General features: G+C 55.3%; 17 protein-coding genes. 13 read left to right on the forward strand and 4 right to left on the reverse strand.

Annotated features, from left to right (window positions below):
• Positions 1–20: 20 nt before the first annotated feature.
• From LEPIL_RS13735 to LEPIL_RS13750, 4 genes are read left to right on the forward strand one after another with little or no spacing between them, the layout of a single operon-like run.
• Positions 21–533 carry a DinB family protein gene (locus LEPIL_RS13735; RefSeq protein ID WP_157135081.1) on the forward strand — a complete coding sequence of 171 codons (513 nt, stop codon included), beginning with the start codon at positions 21–23 and terminating at the stop codon, positions 531–533.
• Positions 534–542: 9 nt separating this feature from the next.
• Positions 543–1,271: an NRDE family protein gene (locus LEPIL_RS13740; RefSeq protein ID WP_002773257.1), complete on the forward strand. Its 729-nt coding sequence runs from the start codon at positions 543–545 to the stop codon at positions 1,269–1,271.
• A complete protein-coding gene (locus LEPIL_RS22245; protein ID WP_002773260.1) occupies positions 1,261–2,847 on the forward strand; it encodes a DedA family protein in 1,587 nt (528 codons plus the stop codon). Before LEPIL_RS13740 ends, LEPIL_RS22245 begins: the two co-directional genes overlap by 11 nt.
• A gap of 54 nt (positions 2,848–2,901) precedes the next feature.
• Positions 2,902–3,648, forward strand: coding sequence for a GNAT family N-acetyltransferase (locus LEPIL_RS13750; RefSeq protein ID WP_002773262.1), 747 nt, complete (start codon positions 2,902–2,904; stop codon positions 3,646–3,648).
• A 7-nt stretch (positions 3,649–3,655) separates the two neighbouring features.
• Here the strand turns inward: LEPIL_RS13750 and LEPIL_RS13755 are convergent, their stop codons facing one another.
• Positions 3,656–4,966 (reverse strand): adenylate/guanylate cyclase domain-containing protein, encoded by a 1,311-nt coding sequence (locus tag LEPIL_RS13755; RefSeq protein WP_002773264.1) that lies wholly within the window; start codon positions 4,964–4,966, stop codon positions 3,656–3,658.
• Between the two features lie 224 nt (positions 4,967–5,190).
• Here LEPIL_RS13755 and LEPIL_RS13760 point away from each other — a divergent pair, with 224 nt between their 5' ends.
• Entirely contained in the window at positions 5,191–6,999 is a 1,809-nt protein-coding gene (locus LEPIL_RS13760; protein ID WP_002773266.1) for a methyl-accepting chemotaxis protein, read from the forward strand.
• Positions 7,000–7,028: 29 nt separating this feature from the next.
• Complete coding sequence (gene purT / locus LEPIL_RS13765) at positions 7,029–8,210, forward strand: formate-dependent phosphoribosylglycinamide formyltransferase (RefSeq protein WP_002773268.1); 1,182 nt, start codon at positions 7,029–7,031, stop codon at positions 8,208–8,210.
• A gap of 71 nt (positions 8,211–8,281) precedes the next feature.
• Here purT and LEPIL_RS13770 read toward each other — a convergent pair whose 3' ends face one another.
• Entirely contained in the window at positions 8,282–8,920 is a 639-nt protein-coding gene (locus LEPIL_RS13770; RefSeq protein WP_002773270.1) for an MBL fold metallo-hydrolase, read from the reverse strand.
• Between the two features lie 29 nt (positions 8,921–8,949).
• Positions 8,950–9,486, reverse strand: a complete 537-nt coding sequence (locus LEPIL_RS13775) for an NUDIX hydrolase (RefSeq protein ID WP_002773273.1) — start codon at positions 9,484–9,486, stop codon at positions 8,950–8,952.
• Positions 9,487–9,593: 107 nt separating this feature from the next.
• Between LEPIL_RS13775 and LEPIL_RS13780 the strand changes: the two genes are divergently transcribed.
• Together LEPIL_RS13780 and LEPIL_RS13785 are read left to right on the forward strand one after the other, a co-directional pair.
• Positions 9,594–11,015, forward strand: a complete 1,422-nt coding sequence (locus LEPIL_RS13780) for an MATE family efflux transporter (protein ID WP_002773274.1) — start codon at positions 9,594–9,596, stop codon at positions 11,013–11,015.
• A gap of 49 nt (positions 11,016–11,064) precedes the next feature.
• Positions 11,065–11,544 (forward strand): hypothetical protein, encoded by a 480-nt coding sequence (locus tag LEPIL_RS13785; protein ID WP_143464696.1) that lies wholly within the window; start codon positions 11,065–11,067, stop codon positions 11,542–11,544.
• A 130-nt stretch (positions 11,545–11,674) separates the two neighbouring features.
• Here the strand turns inward: LEPIL_RS13785 and LEPIL_RS13790 are convergent, their stop codons facing one another.
• Complete coding sequence (locus tag LEPIL_RS13790; RefSeq protein ID WP_157135082.1) at positions 11,675–14,035, reverse strand: TIM-barrel domain-containing protein; 2,361 nt, start codon at positions 14,033–14,035, stop codon at positions 11,675–11,677.
• Positions 14,036–14,132: 97 nt separating this feature from the next.
• Here LEPIL_RS13790 and LEPIL_RS13795 point away from each other — a divergent pair, with 97 nt between their 5' ends.
• From LEPIL_RS13795 to LEPIL_RS13815, 5 genes are all read left to right on the forward strand, one after another.
• Positions 14,133–15,152, forward strand: coding sequence for an alpha/beta hydrolase (locus tag LEPIL_RS13795; RefSeq protein ID WP_002773277.1), 1,020 nt, complete (start codon positions 14,133–14,135; stop codon positions 15,150–15,152).
• A 67-nt stretch (positions 15,153–15,219) separates the two neighbouring features.
• Positions 15,220–15,573 carry a response regulator transcription factor gene (locus LEPIL_RS13800; protein ID WP_002773278.1) on the forward strand — a complete coding sequence of 118 codons (354 nt, stop codon included), beginning with the start codon at positions 15,220–15,222 and terminating at the stop codon, positions 15,571–15,573.
• Between the two features lie 203 nt (positions 15,574–15,776).
• Positions 15,777–16,124 carry a hypothetical protein gene (locus tag LEPIL_RS13805; protein WP_143464693.1) on the forward strand — a complete coding sequence of 116 codons (348 nt, stop codon included), beginning with the start codon at positions 15,777–15,779 and terminating at the stop codon, positions 16,122–16,124.
• Between the two features lie 36 nt (positions 16,125–16,160).
• Positions 16,161–17,522: a TolC family protein gene (locus LEPIL_RS13810; protein ID WP_002773282.1), complete on the forward strand. Its 1,362-nt coding sequence runs from the start codon at positions 16,161–16,163 to the stop codon at positions 17,520–17,522.
• Positions 17,519–18,592, forward strand: a complete 1,074-nt coding sequence (locus LEPIL_RS13815; RefSeq protein ID WP_002773283.1) for a heavy metal-binding domain-containing protein — start codon at positions 17,519–17,521, stop codon at positions 18,590–18,592. The genes LEPIL_RS13810 and LEPIL_RS13815 overlap by 4 nt, the downstream gene beginning before the upstream one ends.
• Position 18,593 lies beyond the last annotated feature (1 nt).

An 18,593-nucleotide genomic window follows, 5' to 3' on the forward strand; every position in this document is an offset into this window, starting at 1 on the left:
TGGTGCACGAAACGTGCAGGATGAGCTCTCTTAAAGAAACATCCCCCGTTACTTCTCTGCAAACATTGCTGAGTCAGACACGCGATCTGCTTTCACTTATCACAGACGAGCAATACACGAAATGCACCGCCAGTACTCAGTCGGGAACAGGATCTCATATTCGACACACTCTCGATCATATTCAAGCGTTGCTCGCCGGCCGTAACGGAAATCCGATCGACTACGATACCCGAGAACGCAATACTACAGTAGAACGCTCCCGCATGTCGGCTATCGACGCCATCGACCTTCTCATAAAAGACCTGAACTCACTTTCAGAGCAGGATCTCAATAAAACGGTAGAGCTACACCTTCTTCTCTCGCCGTTTCATCCACGCTACCGGACGACATCGACGATCGGTCGAGAGCTGGCCTTCGTAATGCATCATGCCATCCATCACAATGCCATCATTGCGATGCTTTTGCGTAATCTGGAAGTCGACATTCCCGACTTTTTTGGCTTTGCCCCGGCAACGATTGAAGTGCTTTCCTGAGACGGAACGATGTGTACGCTGACGATACTGCCCGAATCAAAAGACGGAATTCGGTTCTCGGCCATGATGAATCGGGACGAGTTGAATGAACGGAAAAAGGCGCTGCCTCCTCTCTTGCGAGATGGCATACTCGCCCCTTGCGACGCCGATGCAGGCGGGACCTGGACCGCCATTAACGAAAGCGGGCTCATAGGATTCGTGCTTAACCGCACGGAAGAAGGCGATAGATTGAACAGCGGCAGCGTCAGCAGAGGTAGCATTCTGCCGGCGCTGCTTGAGGCCCCTTCGGTTAAAGATGCGTCTGATCAGTGGCATCGTATTCCATTGCATGACATGAGGCCCTTTTACTGTCTGTTACGAGACCGACAGGAACAGCGCCTTTTCTCGTTCAACGGAGAGTCCCTGACACACCGACTTATGGATATAGCCAGCCCTCTGCTACTGACGACCTCGGGACTCGGCGACTCTCTTGTGCATCCCTACCGCGAGTCATTGTTTGCCCGGCTTCTCTCGCATCATCCCGACAGAGAGACACAGAGGCAATTCCATCATCATCATGATCCGCGGCATCCCGCCCAGAGCGTTATGATGATGCGCGACGATGCACGCACGGTCAGCATTACCTCCTATAACGTACAGATTTCGACTGCCTCTATCGACTACTTTGATATCGACGGATCTACCGTTCGGGCTCAGCTGAGATTACGCAATGCAAAGGAGTCGCTGTATGCCTCCTGATCTCTCGTCAGAATGGGCCTTTGCCCTCTCGGTCATTCTTGCGACCTTCATCGCCGAAGACGCTACGTTAATCGCCGTCGGCCTTGCCATCGGCTCGGGCATCGTCTCGCCTGTAACGGGGCTCGTTTCGGCCTTCACCGGCGTCCTTCTTGGCGATACGGGCCTCTGGGTAACGGGGCGCTTTCTACAAAAAACGGGCATGCTTCAACGATGGCAGAGCTTCCGTACGGCATCTGAAAAAGGCGGGGCGATGCTTGCACGTCATTCGGGCAAGATGATTCTCGCCGCACGCTTTGTTCCGGGATTGCGTCTTCCCGTATATCTTGCGGCGGGATTTTTACATGCAAACGACCGGAAGAAAGGCCGCCTTTCATCATTTATCATGTTTGCCGCACTCGCAGTGATGCTCTGGACGCCTCTGCTTGTCGGACTTTCGGCTATGCTTGGTGTGGCTGCGGCCGAAACTTTACAGAGATACTCGTATCTTACGCTTCTTCCGCTTCTATCTGTCGCAATCGTTCCTGTTGTCCGTCTTTCTCGCAAAGGCATCGCCAGCTGGAAGCGATTTGAGTTCTGGCCTGCATGGATCTTCTATGCTCCCGTCGTTCCCTACATCATATATCAGAGCTTACGCTCCGGCGGATTCGGCGCCGTCGCAGCGGCTAACCCTTCTATTCCGGGAGGCGGCATCGTCGGCGAATCTAAATTCCAGATTCTGTCTTTGATTCCCGAACATCGCTCCCTTCGAGCTCATTTCATCGCAGCCGATGCAGATCGAGAGAATTCTATCGATACGGCGATCGCCTCGAAGGCCTTTGATTTTCCCGCGATCATGAAACCCGATGCCTCACAGCGAGGGGCATCCGTACGTATCCTACAGAATCGCGAACAGATGATCGACTATGTGAAGACTACGCCGGGAGACGTTTTGATTCAGGAGTATCATGCCGGCCCCGGAGAGGTGGGTATCTTTTATATCAGAGATCCCGACCACGAATCGGGAAGCATCTTTTCAATCACGGGTAAGATCTTTCCCTCAATCCAGGGAGACGGCCAGAAGACCCTGCGCGAACTCATCGAATCGCACGAGCGCTATCGCTTTCAGAAGTCGGTCTTCTTTGAGCGGTTCAAGGACCGTCTGCATACCGTTCCCGAAAACGGCATAACGGTTTCGCTCGGGCGGGTGGGTAACCATTGTCAGGGCACGCTCTTCTACGATCGCAGCGATCTGATCACGCCCGAGCTAACGATGGCCGTCGATGCTATGGCCCGATCGATGAACGGCTTCTACTTCGGGCGATTTGATATTCGTTTCGAATCGGAACAGGCCCTGAAAGCAGGGCAGGACTTCTACGTCGTCGAAGCAAACGGCGTCACCTCGGAGTCCACGAATCTGTACGATCCTTCGTTCTCTCTCTTGCAGGCATACTCCATATTGTTCAAGCAATGGAAGGCTCTTTTTACGATCGCTCGCAAGAATCGCAGACGAGGCCTTCCCGGAGTCAGCATAATCCGGATCGCCCGGGAAACGCTACATTACTACAGAAACAGAGAATTCACGGCGGCATCGGACTGACGCCCGGGCCCAAAACCCAGGGAGGATTGCAGGACCGGCTCTCAGGAGGAGTGTATGAAAACAGAATTGAAACAGGCATATATTGCGCGAACCGAAGCGGAGCGTTATGCCGCCAGCCGACTGCGTCATGAGGTTTTCGCCGTCGAACAGGGAAGAGGAACAAGCGGGGGCGAAGACGGCCTTGATCGAGACCGATTCGACGACCATTGCGAGCATCTTATCGTGCCACATCCCGATAGAGCCGATACCGTGATCGGCACCTACCGCATCCTTCTTTCAGACGTGGCCGAGGCCGGGCCGGGCTACTACTCCGAGACGGAGTTCGATATGAGCGGCATACGAGCGTTACCCATACGCAAAGCAGAGATCGGACGCAGCTGCGTTCATCCTGATTTTCGCGACGGCAGCGTTATCCGACTTTTGTGGAGCGGCCTTGTTCGATTCATGCAGGAATCCGACGTCGGCTGCTTTATGGGCTGCGGCTCATTAACAGGTCAGGATGTCGAGCTTGCCGAGATCACATACGCCTGCTTTCGTGATGCGGGTCGCGTCATCTCGGGCAATGCGGTTCGTCCGGTTCCCGAGGCGGCGCTGCCCGGATTCCGAACCGATATCAGACCTGACGATGCAAAAGCAGCGATGAGACGTATGCCACCGCTGATGAAAGGCTATCTGCGAGCAGGGGCCTGTATTGCGGGCCCTCCGGCCTGCGATCGGGTATTCGGAAGCATCGATTTCTTTCTGATCTTCTTTCCCGCATCGGGGAATTCAGAATATAAAAAGCATTTCGGACTGACGTAGCGAGCCGTCACACGCGCAATCGAAAGGCGCTTACGGGCTGATCGTTACCCTTCACCTTCATGGGTTCAAGCGCCTCGAATCGTAAACCATGAGCGGCACCGGGATCACCTTCGGCTAACGTCAGAACTTTTTCGTAAGTGGTCTGGTCGCAATAAATCGAATCAGAGGCCTGCATGAGTCGGGCGGCAAGGTTCACGACGTTACCGTGCATCGTGTATTCGCTGCGAATCTCGTTACCCATCGGACCGACAAAGACGACTCCGGTGCCGATGCCGATGACGGCCTTATGCCCCATCTCGCCGAGCTCGGTGAAGATATCGCGAGCCGAAAGCAGGGCGCGCACGGCGTCGTCAGGATGATCGAGAGGCGGTAATCCGAAGGCGGCGAGAATGACCGTACCCTTTTCCTCAATCCCGAAACGATTGATGGCTCCCTCATGACGGTACAGACCGTCCTGCACCTTGCGCATCACGCGATGGACCTCTTCAATCGGCAGCTCGGCCGTATGCCATTCAAGAATCCGAATAAAAAGAACGGTTACCGTGCGCACCTCGAAAGCGGCGGAGCCGCCGCGGCCCTCTTCTATGAGATTGATGATACGTCGCGGAATAAAGCAACGCAACGCCTTCTCACAACCGGGCTGTAAGGCGGGGATGGCAAGAGGACCCGGTGCTTCGGCCTCCGGACGGTGCTCGACAAGAAGTCGATTGCCTTCCCGATGCCCCGCCTTCATTGAGCGGATCATACGCGCCGCCTGGGGCGAGATCACGACCTGGCCTGGCTCGGCCTGCTTTTGCGCCCGGCCCACCTGGTCGACGGCATCGCCACCGATCAGAAACTCCCAGCGGTCGTACAGGCCGCCAACCATCTGGGCAAGCAGCGGTCCGGCGCCGACTCCGATACGCAAAGAAAGCTCCATGCCTGAACCGATCTTCGTTCTGTCGAGCTGGCGCTGTAGCTCCAGGCCGCAATGAGCGGCGCGCAGGGTCATCTGAGCCAGCTCCTTTTCTGAGGTGGCAGGCCAGACGGCGATCAGGGCATCACCGGCAAATTTCAGAATATCACCGCCGAATTCGTCGATGATGTCGATCTGGCGGCTGAGATACAGGTTTACGATATCGGCGAGTTCGATCAGGCCATTGGAGGATAGCTTCATAATCCTCTCAGTCAGAGAGGTAAAGCCGGCCATATCGGCGAAAAGCGCTGCTCCGACGATGCTCTCGGCCACAGGACGCTCGGGAGGGGCCGGATGTTCGACGAGATGTTCGAGAACCAGGCGAGGTGCATATTTGTGTAGCTTATTCAGGAATTCTGACATCCGACCCGCCTGGATTCTGAGACAGGAAATCCGCACTTCGCAGGCTTTGCAACTGTTATCGGCTCTTTGATGGGCAATACTGCAGAGGTCCGATGAAAAATGTTCGCAGAAAAAAGATTGGAAAACAGTCGGCTGAGACCGGAAAAGAAAAACGCCAGTAAAGGGGAAAAACGATCGACCTACCCCTTCGTTTTATTTGAATCTTCCTTCAGGATAAGAGCTATATGGATTTTCCGCAGATAGACTTCCGCAGGCTGACCATCCGTACAGAAATCTACACGCACCTTCTTCCCATCCCGATCTACACCTACTATGCGATGCTTGCATCGGATTTCGATCCGGATTTTCTTATCTCTGTTGGTATTGGAGCGACTATCGGCGCTACCATAGCGGCCACGATTGGTGTGCTCAGCCGATATCTGTACTCGAAGCGCATTAACGCCAGACTGCGCCGGTTTGTCGAAGGTCAGGCAGAGGCCGGCACTGTTCTTTACTCTCTGCTTCGCGTCCCTGCCTTCGAGGCTGGCCTGTTCAGCTTTCGCTGGATTTTTGGCCTTGGATGTGCCGTTCTGAGCATCCATCTACTGCGAGGCCTTACTCCGTTTCAGGCCTGGACCGTGCTCGGCTTTCTTCCCTTTACCCTGCCCATCAACGTGCTCGGTCCCTATCACATTGCCGAAGAGCAGATACGCGAGACTCTTTCCCATCGAGCATTGCTTGATCCGCGGCTGCAGGCCTCTGAGTTTCGAACGAATTCCTTTTTTCTGCGCACGCTTCTCATTGCCGGCGCTGTCGCATTCACGCCGGCCGGCATGCTGGGAATCCTGCTGTATATCGTTGCAAGCGGTCACATATCCATCTCGCATCCGCTGTTGCATCTTGCCGTAATCTTTCCTCTTTACGGAATATCTGTCATTTACATGATTCGCCTGGCAACGGCAGCTTCGCGGCGTGCCCTGCAATCGCTGGGAGACGGCCTTGCGCGCGTCAGCGACGGTAACCTGAGTATCAGATTACCCGTAACGGGCAGAGATGAGATCGGCCTTCTCAGCCATTATGCAGACGGGCTGGCTTCAGAGATGCGTAAGGTGGTCGGCTTCGTGCAGGAACAATCTCGACATCAACTTCACTACGCCACACAGCTACGCAACGAAGGGGAACAGCTTTTACAGGGAACACAGAGATCGACGACCGAGAGCGGCCGTATTCTGAGCGATCTCGCTCGCCTCGAAGAACTCGGACGGAGCATTGACGCCTCTGCGCGATCGCAGGCGGATCGCATACGGGAAACCGACCGCCGCATCGGGCTTTTCAGCGAAGAGATGCAAAAGGCCTCTCAGGAAGCAGAAGAGCGCGAACGAACCAATCGCCTGATGGAGCAGACGGCTCATGATGTAACGGAAAAGGGAGAGCAGCTATTTGAGCAGGCACGTCATGTTATCGACGAAATCGGGCAGAGCACCGATCAAATCAGAAGCATCATAGAGACGATCGGCGAAGTGGCGGATCGCGTTAACCTGCTCTCGCTGAACGCTTCGATTGAAGCGGCCCGCGCCGGAGAACATGGCCGGGGTTTTGCCGTCGTCGCCTCTGAGGTTTCGAAATTAGCCGATCGCACACAGGAGAGCACAAAGGAAATATCGTCGGCCGTCTCGCGATCGGTATCAAGTACGGAGCGAGGGCTTCAGGCGCTTGACGAACTCTCGCTGTCTTTTGACGAAGGCATGTCTCTCATCCGCACCTATGCTACGTTTTCCACTGAGCTGGTGCGTCGACTGCAGAAGCATGCCGCAGAAAACGCCGAGATGCGAAGCGACGTCGCCGAGCTTGTAAGGCTTGCCGAGTCCATCTCGCAGGCCACGCAAGAACAATCACAGAAGCAATCCACCGTGCGCGATGCCGTAAAAGAACTGGGGCAGATCGAAGGCCACGCTGCGGAGCTGGCCGCTCAGCTCAGTCAGATGGCCTCGCTGCTTGGAGAACAGGCCGACGAATTCAATCGAAGGATCGGTCGCTACAGCGCCTCTGATTGACGCAGCGGATCGGCGAAAAAGCTTCGCCTATGATCTCAGTCGGAACTCCGTCCTCATCCACCGCCACCAAGCTGCTGCTGCTCGGTTCGGGCGAACTTGGCCGTGAAGTCGCCATCGAGGCGATTCGCTTTGGAATCCATGTCGTCGCCTGCGACCGCTATGAAGGTGCGCCGGCCATGCAGGTGGCGCAGGAAAGGCGGGTCTTCTCGATGCTCGACGAAGAGGCCCTCAGACGCACGATTGAAGAGGTGCAGCCGGCCCTGATCGTCCCTGAAATCGAGGCCATCGCCACGCACGTTCTGCTTGAATACGAAGAAAAGGGCATGACGGTTATTCCCACGGCAAAGGCCGCACGCCTTACGATGGATCGCGAAGGCATCCGTCGTTTTGCCGCCGAGACGCTCGCTCTGCCCGTTTCGCAATACCGCTTTGCCGGCACACGCGAAGAGTATGCGCAGGCGGTGCGTGAGATCGGCCTGCCCTGCGTCGTGAAGCCGGTGATGAGCTCTTCGGGCAAAGGGCAGAGTATCGTACGCACGGAAGCCGAGATCGATAAGGCCTTTGATTATGCGCAGAGTGGAGGTCGCGCCGGAGCGGGCCGCATGATCGTCGAAGAGTTTATTCCCTTCGATTATGAGATCACTCTGTTAACCGTGCGCCATGAAGGCGGTACGTCCTTCTGTGAGCCGATCGGGCATCTGCAGATCGACGGTGATTACCGTGAGTCGTGGCAGCCGCAGCCGATGAGCGAGGCGGCGCTTGCGAAGGCAAAGCAGATCTCGGCGAAGCTTACGGAGGGACTGGGTGGACGCGGTATCTTCGGAGTGGAGCTTTTTGTAAAAGGCGATGACGTCTATTTCAGCGAGGTCTCACCCCGTCCGCATGATACGGGCATGGTGACTCTGATCTCGCAGGATCTGAGCGAGTTTGCGCTTCATGTGCGGGCCATTCTCGGTCTGCCCATTCCGGGCATTCGCCAGTTCGGACCGGCGGCCTCGGCCGTTATTCTGCCCGAAGGGAATAGCAGCAGCATGGTGTACGAGAATCTTGATGCCGCTCTGCGCGAAGTCGATACGGGGCTGCGCATCTTCGGCAAGCCGGAGATTCAGGGGCATCGCCGACTTGGCGTCGCCTTCGCTCTTGGCGCTACGATCGATGAGGCGCGAGCGAAGGCCCGTAATAGCGCCGCTCAGGTAAACGTGCGCATGTAGGAGATCGCCGACGGCGATGAGAGCCGGTCGGGCCAGAGGTAAGGGATCTGTTTGGTGGCGCAGCAAAAGGGTTATCCGATCTCGCCGACAAACGGATTGGAACGGCGTTCTTCTGCGAAGGTCGACATCGGTCCATGGCCCGGAACGAACTGTATATCGTCGCCGAGCGTAAACAAACGCCCGCGAATCGATTCGATGAGCGCTTCGTAGCTGCCTCCTGGAAAATCCGTTCGCCCGATCGAGCCCGAGAAGAGAACGTCGCCGACCTGAGCCCAGCGCGCTTTTTCATCATAAAAAACGACATGGCCGGGCGTATGCCCCGGACAATGGATAACGTGCAGGGTCTCTTCACCGAGCGTGACCGTTTCGCCATGAGACAGCCAGCGATCGGGTTGAAAATCGCCCGATTGTGGAAAGCCAAACATACGCGCCTGACCTGAAAGATTCTCCACCCAGTAACGATCCGCTTCATGCGGCCCTTCGATGATCGCCTTCGTTTTCTTCTGTAGCTCGGCCACTCCGCCTACATGATCAAGATGTCCGTGCGTCACCCATATCTTCGTTATCTTTAATCCATCGGCCTGAGCCGCTTCGAGAATGCGATCGACCTCGCCGCCTGGATCGATGACGGCAGCCTCTTTCGTCTTCTCACACCAGAAGAGGGTACAGTTCTGTGCAAACGCAGTAACAGGAAGAACACGGAAGGCCATGATTCAGTAAACAAAAAAGCGGCCCACAATCAAGCGGAAAGCGATCCGACCATCAGCTTTTCATGAAGCTTTTGTAGAGATGGAAAGGCCAGATCTTCGGAACGGATTTCGGCGATATGGAGCAGATGCAACGAGAGCACTTCGGATCGATCGATCTTTAACCGCAACAGATCGTCGTTATCAATCGGACGATCCAGCTCAGCAAAGAAGAAGGCATCGGCCGTCGTGTATTCGACTCCGGCATAGAGGTAGGTATTCGAGAGCGAACAGAAATATGTCAGATGTACGGGCTCTTCACCGATCTCTTCAAGGCATTCGCGCCTCAATGCCTCTTCGAGCGTTTCTCCCGGATCGACGAATCCGCCGGGAACATCGAGCAAACCGTATCCGGGTTCGCGCGCACGTCTGAGAAAGAGAATGCGTTCGCCGCTGCGAATCAGCGCTCCGACGGCGGCGGCCGTATTCTGGAAGAATTCAAATCCGCATTGCTCGCAATGCAGGCGCTTTCCGTGTGTGAAGGTCGGCGATGGCGTACGGCAGGACGGACAATGCGCAAAGGGAGACACACAGAAAGTATTCTCTGCGCGGCGAACAGGTCAATCAGAACACAGACAGCCTGATCGTTCAGTGGTTTCTGAATTTACTAATTCCGTGGTATTCCAGAATCGGTCCAATGAATACCGTGCTGTCAGCTCTCAGGCAGATCGTCAGAAGAGGCCACTGGAAAGGAGAAGGCGGCTACCGCGAGGTGCTTGCCATCTCGGTTCCGCTTATTCTCAGTACGTCGGCATGGTCGCTACAGATGTTCGTCGACCGCACATTTCTCAGCTGGTATTCGCCTGAAGCCCTTGCCGCCTCGCTGCCGGCCGGCATTCTCAATATTACGACGACAAGCATCTTCGCCGGCACAGCCGGATACGTCAGCGTTTTCGTCTCTCAGTATTACGGAGCAGGCCGTTTTTCACGTATGGGATCGGCGATGTGGCAGGGCATCTATATTGCTCTGATCGGCGGCTTTATTCATCTGCTTCTGATTCCCTTTGCTCCGCAGATCTTCGCCCTGTTCGGCCATGAACCTGCCGTGCAGCGATTCGAGTCCGAGTATTTTCAGATGCTCTGTCTGGGTGCCGCTCCGCATATCGCATCCGCTGCTTTCTCGGGTTACTTCACCGGCATCGGTCGCACCTGGCCCGTTATGTGGATCAACTTCGTAGCGACGGGCTTCAACCTAACGCTTGATTACGTTTTGATCTTCGGCAAATTCGGATTCCCCGAGATGGGCATGAAAGGCGCCGGCATCGCCACCTCGGCAGCAGCCGTCGTCTATTGCATTCTCTATGTCGGCCTGTTTTATATTCCGGGCTTCGCCGAAAACGACAACGCTCTCAGGCAGTGGCGCCTCGATCTCGAACTGTTCAAGCGTCTGATTCGCTTCGGACTTCCAAGCGGAATGCAGTTCTTCATCGATCTGGCGGGCTTCACGGGTTTCATTCTCATCGTCGGCCATCTCGGAACCGAAGACCTGGCCGCGACAAACGTCGCCTTCAACGTGAACACGATCGCCTTCATGCCGATGATGGGGCTTGGCTTCGCCATCTCGATCCTTGTCGGCAAGTACCTCGGCGCCGAGAAGCCGCCGCTGGCCGAGTCGAGCTCTATTGCGGGCTTTCATCTTTCGTTCGCCTACATGAGCTTCATGGGGCTGTGCTATATCGCCCTGCCCTCGCTTTTTCTACTGCCGTTCGAGTTAGGCGCAGACCCTGAACGATTCGCCCCGGTCGCCGAGAAAGCGAAGATCCTTCTTCGCTTTCTCGCTCTGTTCGCCCTCTTTGACGGAATGAACATCATCTTTTCGTCGGCGTTAAAGGGCGCCGGCGATACGCGTTTCGTTATGTTCATGTTAACGACGATGGCCATCTTCGGTCTGGTTCTACCCGTCGGCCTGGCCGTGTATTACTTTCAGGCGAATATCTACACGGTCTGGACGATCGCGACGGTGTACGGCCTGGTCCTTGCCCTTGGCTTCTTCGTGCGCTTCTCTCTCGGCCACTGGAAAGAGATGCGCGTCATCGAAGAGGCACCGCCTCTCGACTAAACGCAGGCGGCAACATAGCGAAAAGGAGGCGGATAGGCAGATGAGGAACATGACGATACTGCTTTTCATTTCATTGATATTGTGTCACACCCAGGGAATTATTGCCAGGCAAGAAACACTCCCTCAGAATCGTGCACAGGACTGTATTGAATTCAACGAAAGCATTCTAACTCTGTTTTCTGGAGCTGAAGGAATGATGTTTCTCTGGGAGGCATCTTATAGCGAAAGAACTGCTTCTGGCGACTGGCCAGATTACGGCCCGGGCCTGGTTTGCATTACGTTCATAAACGCAGGCGGGGAACAGATCCCTGGCGAATTCATTCATTACAAAGGAAACGTGCTTTATCGGTTAGTCGTGTATGAGAAGCCAGAATATGCGGTACAGGCTGCGGCTACGGCGTTCAAACGAGAAAGGACGATGGTTCGTGGGAACAGGCTGTTTACATATGCCGTTGATCAGGGGAACAGAAAAAATGTCTCTCCGATGATCCTGAAGGCTGCCGAAGATTTCTTGAATCGTCAGGATTGACTTCTTTCCCGCCACCGACCCGATTCCAGCACAGAAGAAACAGGCGATCGGTTAACAAATATCTGTCTCTTCCTCCGTGTCCTCGGAGCCCTCTGTGGTCAACTGGCTTCTTCCTGGCAGAATAGGATAGTCAAATCTCTCCCTGAAAGATATTGCGATACACAAACGTCGCCGTCCAGTCCTGCGTAAGAGGCAGCTCGTATTCCATAACCTGAACGGAGCGATCTTCGCTGCCGAGCGTCCTCACAGAGCCCTGTATCTTCTTATTCTTCTGGTTCATCTGTCGGTAAGGAAGAGGCAGGCGCAGCGTTAGCTTAGACTGCGTCGGCTGATATTCTCGAGTCGTCACCGTCCATTCCAGAGAGACATCGCCGTTGCGGTCTCGTTTGCCTTTCAGTCGGGCCTCAAAGGTTTTGCCGTGCGCATAATCGAGGCTCAGGCCGTCGTCAAGAATCAGCGTACCCTGGACCTCCTGATCGGGATACACCTGTATAAAGATATCGTTAGCCAGAGTCTCCTCTGCATTGCGTCCGGGGCGGGCGAACGGAATCATCGAACCCGAACGAATAAAAAGAGGATAATAACCCGGCGAAACAGGAATCTGAACGCGGCCTCCTCTATAAAGATCGCCCGTTTCGAACTCGTACCAATCGCCGGGAGGAAGCTCGACGACGCGCTCCCTGAGCGAGGGCTGCATGACGGGTGCGGCAAGAAGTGCCGGACCGAGCATAAACTGCGATGACGTTCTCGCATACTCCACCGAAGGGAATTCAAGAAAAAGAGGCCGGACGATAGGCATGCCCGTGCGATGGGCCTCCCAGAAGAGCGAATAGATGTACGGCAGAAGGCTGTAGCGCCGATTGATATGCTTGCGTGCGTTCTGTAATACTTCGGGCCCGTAGCTCCACGGATCCTGACTGTACGAATAGAGCGTCGTGTGGATGCGAAAAAACGGCATCAACGATCCAAGCTCCACCCAGCGCTGAAAAAGCTCGGGCTGCCGGCGCAGCTTCAAAGCGCCGAGTTTGCCCGATCTCGAACCGAAACCGCCGACATCCGCTCCGCTGAACGGCACGCCGCACAATCCAAGGTTAACGATCTGATAGAGGTTATCGCGAAGATGCGCCCAGCTTGAATGATTATCGCCGGTCCAGAGCGCGGCATACTTCTGGATGCCCGAGAAGGCCGAGCGCGTCAGCACAAACGGACGCTGGCCGGGCTTCCATACGTTGAAGGCCTCGTTGGTGGCCTTCGCTTCGAGGTTGCCATAAAGATTGCGATAGCGCAGATGCGAGCCGTCGACGTGTGTGATATCTTCGTCAAGCGGCTCCGTCGTCTTGCCCATCTTCAAAGCGGGCTCGTTCATATCGTTCCAGATGCCGCTCACGCCGGCATTAAAGATAGGCTTATGCTGACGGGCCCACCAGTAGCGCGTATCCTCCCGCACGAAATCCGGGAAGGCGCACAGACCGGGCCAGACCTTGCCGATGTAAAGCGAGCCGTCGCTTTTGCGGCAGAAATGATCGCCTTCCAATCCGCCTCTGTAGACATCATAGTCGTCTTTCGCAGCGACGCCGGGATCGATGATAGCGACGGTACGCACGCCCTGCTCGGCAAGCTCCGCATGCAATCGTTCGGGCTCGGCGAATTTTTCGGGATTCCAGGTGAACACCCTGTAGCGATCCATATAGTGAATGTCAAGATGGATTACGTCAAGAGGAAGCCGGTGCTGTCTTGCCGTCTTCGCTATCTCAAGCACCTTCTTCTGACTGCGATACGACCATCGGGACTGATGATAGCCGAGCGCCCAGACAGGCGGCAAAAACGGCTGCCCTGTTAACTGTGCATAGGAACGCAGGATGTCGGCTGGCGAGCCGGTGAATAATACAAGATCGATCGGAGCCGGCTCTTTTTCAACGGAGGTAGGAAGATGGCGGCTGACGTGAATCTCGAGGCCTTCTTCAATCCTCGTATCTCTTTGAATATCGAACTGCTGCGGGTACGAGCTGTTCAGCAACAATCCAAACGACTGGCCTTCGGACCGGAAAAACAGAAAGGGAAAGGCGGAGTAAGACTGGTCCTTCACTTCATAAAATAGAGTATCGATCGTGCGCAGCAAATAACGGCCTTCGTTTCGATCTCTCTTGCCCTCGAAGGCGCCGAGCCCGTAGACCTCCATGGTCGACATCAGACGCAGCAGAAGGAATCTCTGCTCGTCCATCTGCATGCGCCCTTTCAGCAGGGTCTGCCCCTCAAGGTCGATACGAAAGCTTCCGGTCGGAGGATCGAGCACAAAGCGAAAGCTCTTGCGCCGGGCGATGATCTTGCTTTCGCTATCCTTAACGATCTGAAGGGATTCCTTGCGTCCGGATAGCGGGATGCCTGGCAGGTCGTCCACCGAATCGGCGGGATCGATCAATCTGCAAATGCGGAATACCTGGGCCGAATACGCAAAGACCCGGAAGCTGCCTTCTTTCTGATGTTTCTGCATGGGTTTGTATAAAAAGACCTTTGTTTCTGATTCAATATCGGCCTGCCTCTCTTTTTTTTCCTGTCCTTTTCCGGGCCGCTTCCGGTTTCTGATCATCATGAGTCGTGAACTGCGAAATAGAATCCTGCTTCTCTCCCTTGTCGTCGGCGCTGGCGCCCTGGCGCTCGCCGTACTTCTGCCTCCGGGGTATCGTTCCAAAAAGCGAACGCTACCGGCCACCTTCGATGAATACCTGAAAGAAAAACTGCGCATCTCGCACGAAAAGGGCGCACGCCCTGGAAACGAAGAGCGCCTGATCCGCTACGCCGATAAGACCGAGTTTGCCATTCTCTATATTCACGGATACGGTGCCTCCCGCGCCGAGGGGGAGCTTGTCGTCGACCAGCTTGCCGAGAAATTCAAGGCCAACACCTACTACGTGCGCCTTCCGGGCCACGGCACGAATCCAGAGGATCATGCTCAGGCCACCTTCTCGGATTATATCAACGAGGTCGAAGATGCCTATCAGATGACGCGTCTGCTCGGCGATCGCGTCATCATCGTCGGCACAAGTATGGGAGGCCTTCTGGCAACGTATCTGGGTTCCAGACACCCTGAAATCGACGGCCTGATCCTCACCTCGCCGTTTTATGATTTCGAGGACTGGCTGGGACGTCTTGCCAACGAACCCGGCGCCATGTATCTGCTCGAAACCGTCAACGGCAGCGCCTTTCGCAAAACCGAGAAGCGTCCGGATGATCCGAACGACAAACGAATTGAGGGATACCAGGATTTCTGGTACACAAAACAATATCTGAAGGCCATAAAATCCCTTGAGAATCTGCGGGAATACGCAGCCAACAGCGGTACCTACGAACGCCTGACCATGCCCGTGCTTCTACTCTACTATTATAAAGATGAGCAGCATAAGGATCAGACGGCATCGGTTCCTGCCATGCTCGACGCCTTTCACCAGTTCGGAATGCTCGACAAACCCAATCCGCTCAACCGCGCCGTCGCCATCGAACGGGGCAATCATGTGCTGCTCAGCCGCTGGGTGGATGCCGATTATGACCGGTCGCTTCAGGAGATGGTACTCTTCGTCAACGCCGTAAAATCCCGGAATGTAAAAAAATAATACACAGACGGGTTTCAATCTCTATCTTGGCAGGGTGCAGAAGCTGCACCCTTTCAGGAACAGATTCATGCCAGGCCATTGCGTATCACCGACCGTGCTCGTTCTCACCGATGATCCCGCATTGCGAGATATTCTGAGCACCTCTCTGCTGGAGCGCGGTCTTCGCTATCAGGCCTCTGACAGCTACGACGACGTCGACATCAACTTCTGCCTGATCATCGCCGGCCCCGATAAAAGCGCCACCGAGATCGGTTTTCGACTGCGCGAGATTGGCGGAATTCCGCCCTGCATCCTGCTTCTGCGAAACGAAACGACCGATGCCAATCCCATCCGTTGCTGCCGCTGCAAAACGCTTTTTCTGCCGATGGACATCTTCCATCTTCCCCAGGCTCTCGACCAGCTGCTGGCCTTCCACGACTGACCCTTACCCTGAAGGCCTGCTCGAACCTCAGAGCCGCTTCATTTTTACTGAAATTCTGCCTTTCTGATCCACAAATCCGAAAAAAAGAGCTATACATGTAACCCGAAACATGCCAGAGTCGAACCGGTACAGGCATGGACGGGCTGCACTCTAAAAAAGCCGGCACATCGCAACGCAGGATCTTCACTGCGGCGGCTATTTTTATGGCCCTTTCCTTTACCGGTAACCTCTACTGTGCCGCCTCCTGTGAAGTTGGGGCCGCGCCCGTTACGCCGGCAGCTGATTGCCCCATGCATTCCGGGCAGCCGGTGAACGATCCCTATAACGACCGGGGCGATCATGGCAATAGCTGTCCGGGCTGCTCCGATAGTAAGGTTGCTCCTGAAAAGGCCTCGCAGCTTCAGCCGACTGAGGTTGCCCTGCCTTTCTACGAGGCCTCTCTGCCGCTTATTAAAGAGCCTGCAGCTCCCGATATCTTCCGTCATTCACTCGATCCTGCCACGTCTCCTCCTCTTCGCCTTTTCTTGAGGTTAAGAGTTCTTCGCATATAGCCTCCAGAGATTCTCTTCTGAGTCTCTGGAGGTTTTATGTTTCATGGAATAACGCGCCCTGCATTCGTACGGGAATACCGTCGATTCATCCTGCTCTTTTTCATAGGAGCTCTGTCGCATCCTGTTGTTGCGGCACCGGCTGATCTGCCGGAACAGTCGTTCAAAGAACGCCTGCTATTATTAACGAGAAATCATCCGCGCACAAAGGCAGCGGCCGAACGACTGGCCGCCGCTCTGGCAAAGGCGCGCTACAGCGGATGGTATTATCCTGATCCGATGATCGGCTTCACCTACATGGAAGCCCCGTATAAGAAAGATCCGGCCGATCTTTCGCCGAAGGCCTTTATGGAAACGGAGCTGATGATCAGTCAGGCCATTCCCACACCGGGACGGCTGTCTCTGGAATCCGATATCGTCGATCTCGAAGCACAGAAGGCGCGCCTGCGCCTGATGGCGACGTCTAACGAGCTGACGGCCTCGTTTCTACGAGACGTAACGGCTGCATGGCGTATCCATCATCATCTGGATCTGACGAGACAGTATCTGAGCCGATTCCAGCCGATCCTTTCCATTTCGGGGGCGCAGTATGCTCTGGGCAAGGGAGGATTAGCCGACATCTCGATGGCGCGGCTCTCATCGCGCAACCTCGAAGAGAAGCTGCAACGATACGAAAAGCAGCATGAAGCGGCCGAGGCGACATTGTCATATTATGCTCCGGACATAAAGACGATGCATAACTTCGATGCCGTCGCCGGCTACGCCGAAGAACTCCTTGTGGCGATCAAGAAAGAATCGCGCAAAGTGGCCGAGCTTTCCCCCGAGCTTGCGATGGCCTCTCTTGATTCGCAGATCGAAGAGAAACGCACGACGATCGATAAGCTGGACTATGCCCCCGATTTTACGATCTTTGCGAAGTATCTGCGAAGTCGACCGGGCAATATGGAACCGCCCGAAACGTTACCCGACAATCGCATCTCGCTCGGATTCACCATGCGCGTTCCGCTGTGGTCGGCGCTGAATAACCATAACAACGTTGAAGAGTCCAGCCGACTTACCGACGCCGCACGGTTTCAATACGACGATCTCAATCTCGCCGCCGAGGCAGGCCGTCGCGCCCTGCTCTCTGACATCGAAAGCGCCACCGAACGCATCAAACTTTACAGAGGCCGCATGATTCCCGAGGCAAACCGAGCCGTGCTTGCCGCTCGCGAAGGATACCAGGCCGGCAGCACGGATTTCAACTCGCTTCTGCGCGTCTGGGAGACTCTTTACAGCCTGGAAATGGAGGCTGTAGAACTGGAAGCGGAACGCTTTGAGAAGATCTTCGAACTTGCTCGCATCCTGAATTTGATTCAGCCTGATCCCCGGGCAGACAGCGAAAAAAAGGAGGATTTATGAACGTATTAAGCGCAATTATCTCAACTCTACAGACACGAAGCCGACGGGTTACGATTGCGATCATCGCTCTGCTTATCGCCGTTATAGCGACCACATCGTTCTGGCTTGTGCTGCATGACGAAAGCGATCATGCTTCAGATGTCTCGTACTGGACATGCCCCATGCATCCTCAGATCAAAGAGGACGGCCCGGGGCAATGCCCGATCTGTCATATGGATCTTGTTCCTGTGAAGAAGAAGCCAATCGCAGAGAACAAGACGGAGTCGACTGAGAACAACGGGGTTAACACAGAGCATGATCATTCGAAGATGGAAACGGAATCGGGCGGCAACGTTGAGGTCAGCATCGAACGACAGCAGCTCATAGGATTGAAGACGGCCACCGTTGAAGAGAAAGAGCTGCATACCAGCATCCGCACGACGGGGCGTGTGGCCTTCGATCCCGAGCTTGCCGTAGCGATTCGCGAGTATCTGACGATTGCAGCCGGCGATCCGGGCCTCAGGCAATATGCCATCACACGTCTGAAGATGCTCGGCATGGGCGAAGAAGAAATTCGCACGTTACCGGCCCGACGCAAAGAATACGAATCGCTGTATCTACAGGGAGGCGGCAATACGACGTGGGTTTATGCGGCGCTCTATCAGAACGATCTGCCATCGGTTAAACCCGGAATGAAGGCCCGCATCCGACTGCCGGGAAGCGGCAGCGAAGGCTGGGAGGGGACGGTGCGATCGGTCAGCCCGACCGTCGATCCTGAAACGCGTAACCTTCAGGCTCGTATCGAAGTAAAGAATGCGGCCGATCTCAAACCCGATATGTATGTGAACGTCTCGATCCTGTCGAAAGCGGGTCGCGGTCTTGTGATTCCGCGTGATGCCCTTATTGATACGGGAACGGAGCAGCTTGTTTACGTGGTGCGAAACGGTACGCATTTCTCGCCGCGTCGTGTCCAGGTCGGACGTGAGGCCGACGAAGGCATTGCCATCCTGTCGGGGCTGTCGGCGGGCGAGGTCGTCGTCGCCTCGGCCACGTTCCTGATCGATTCCGAATCCAGGCTGCGCGGAGAATAAC

The organism is Leptonema illini DSM 21528 (assembly GCF_000243335.1).
Lineage (GTDB): Bacteria > Spirochaetota > Leptospiria > Leptospirales > Leptonemataceae > Leptonema > Leptonema illini.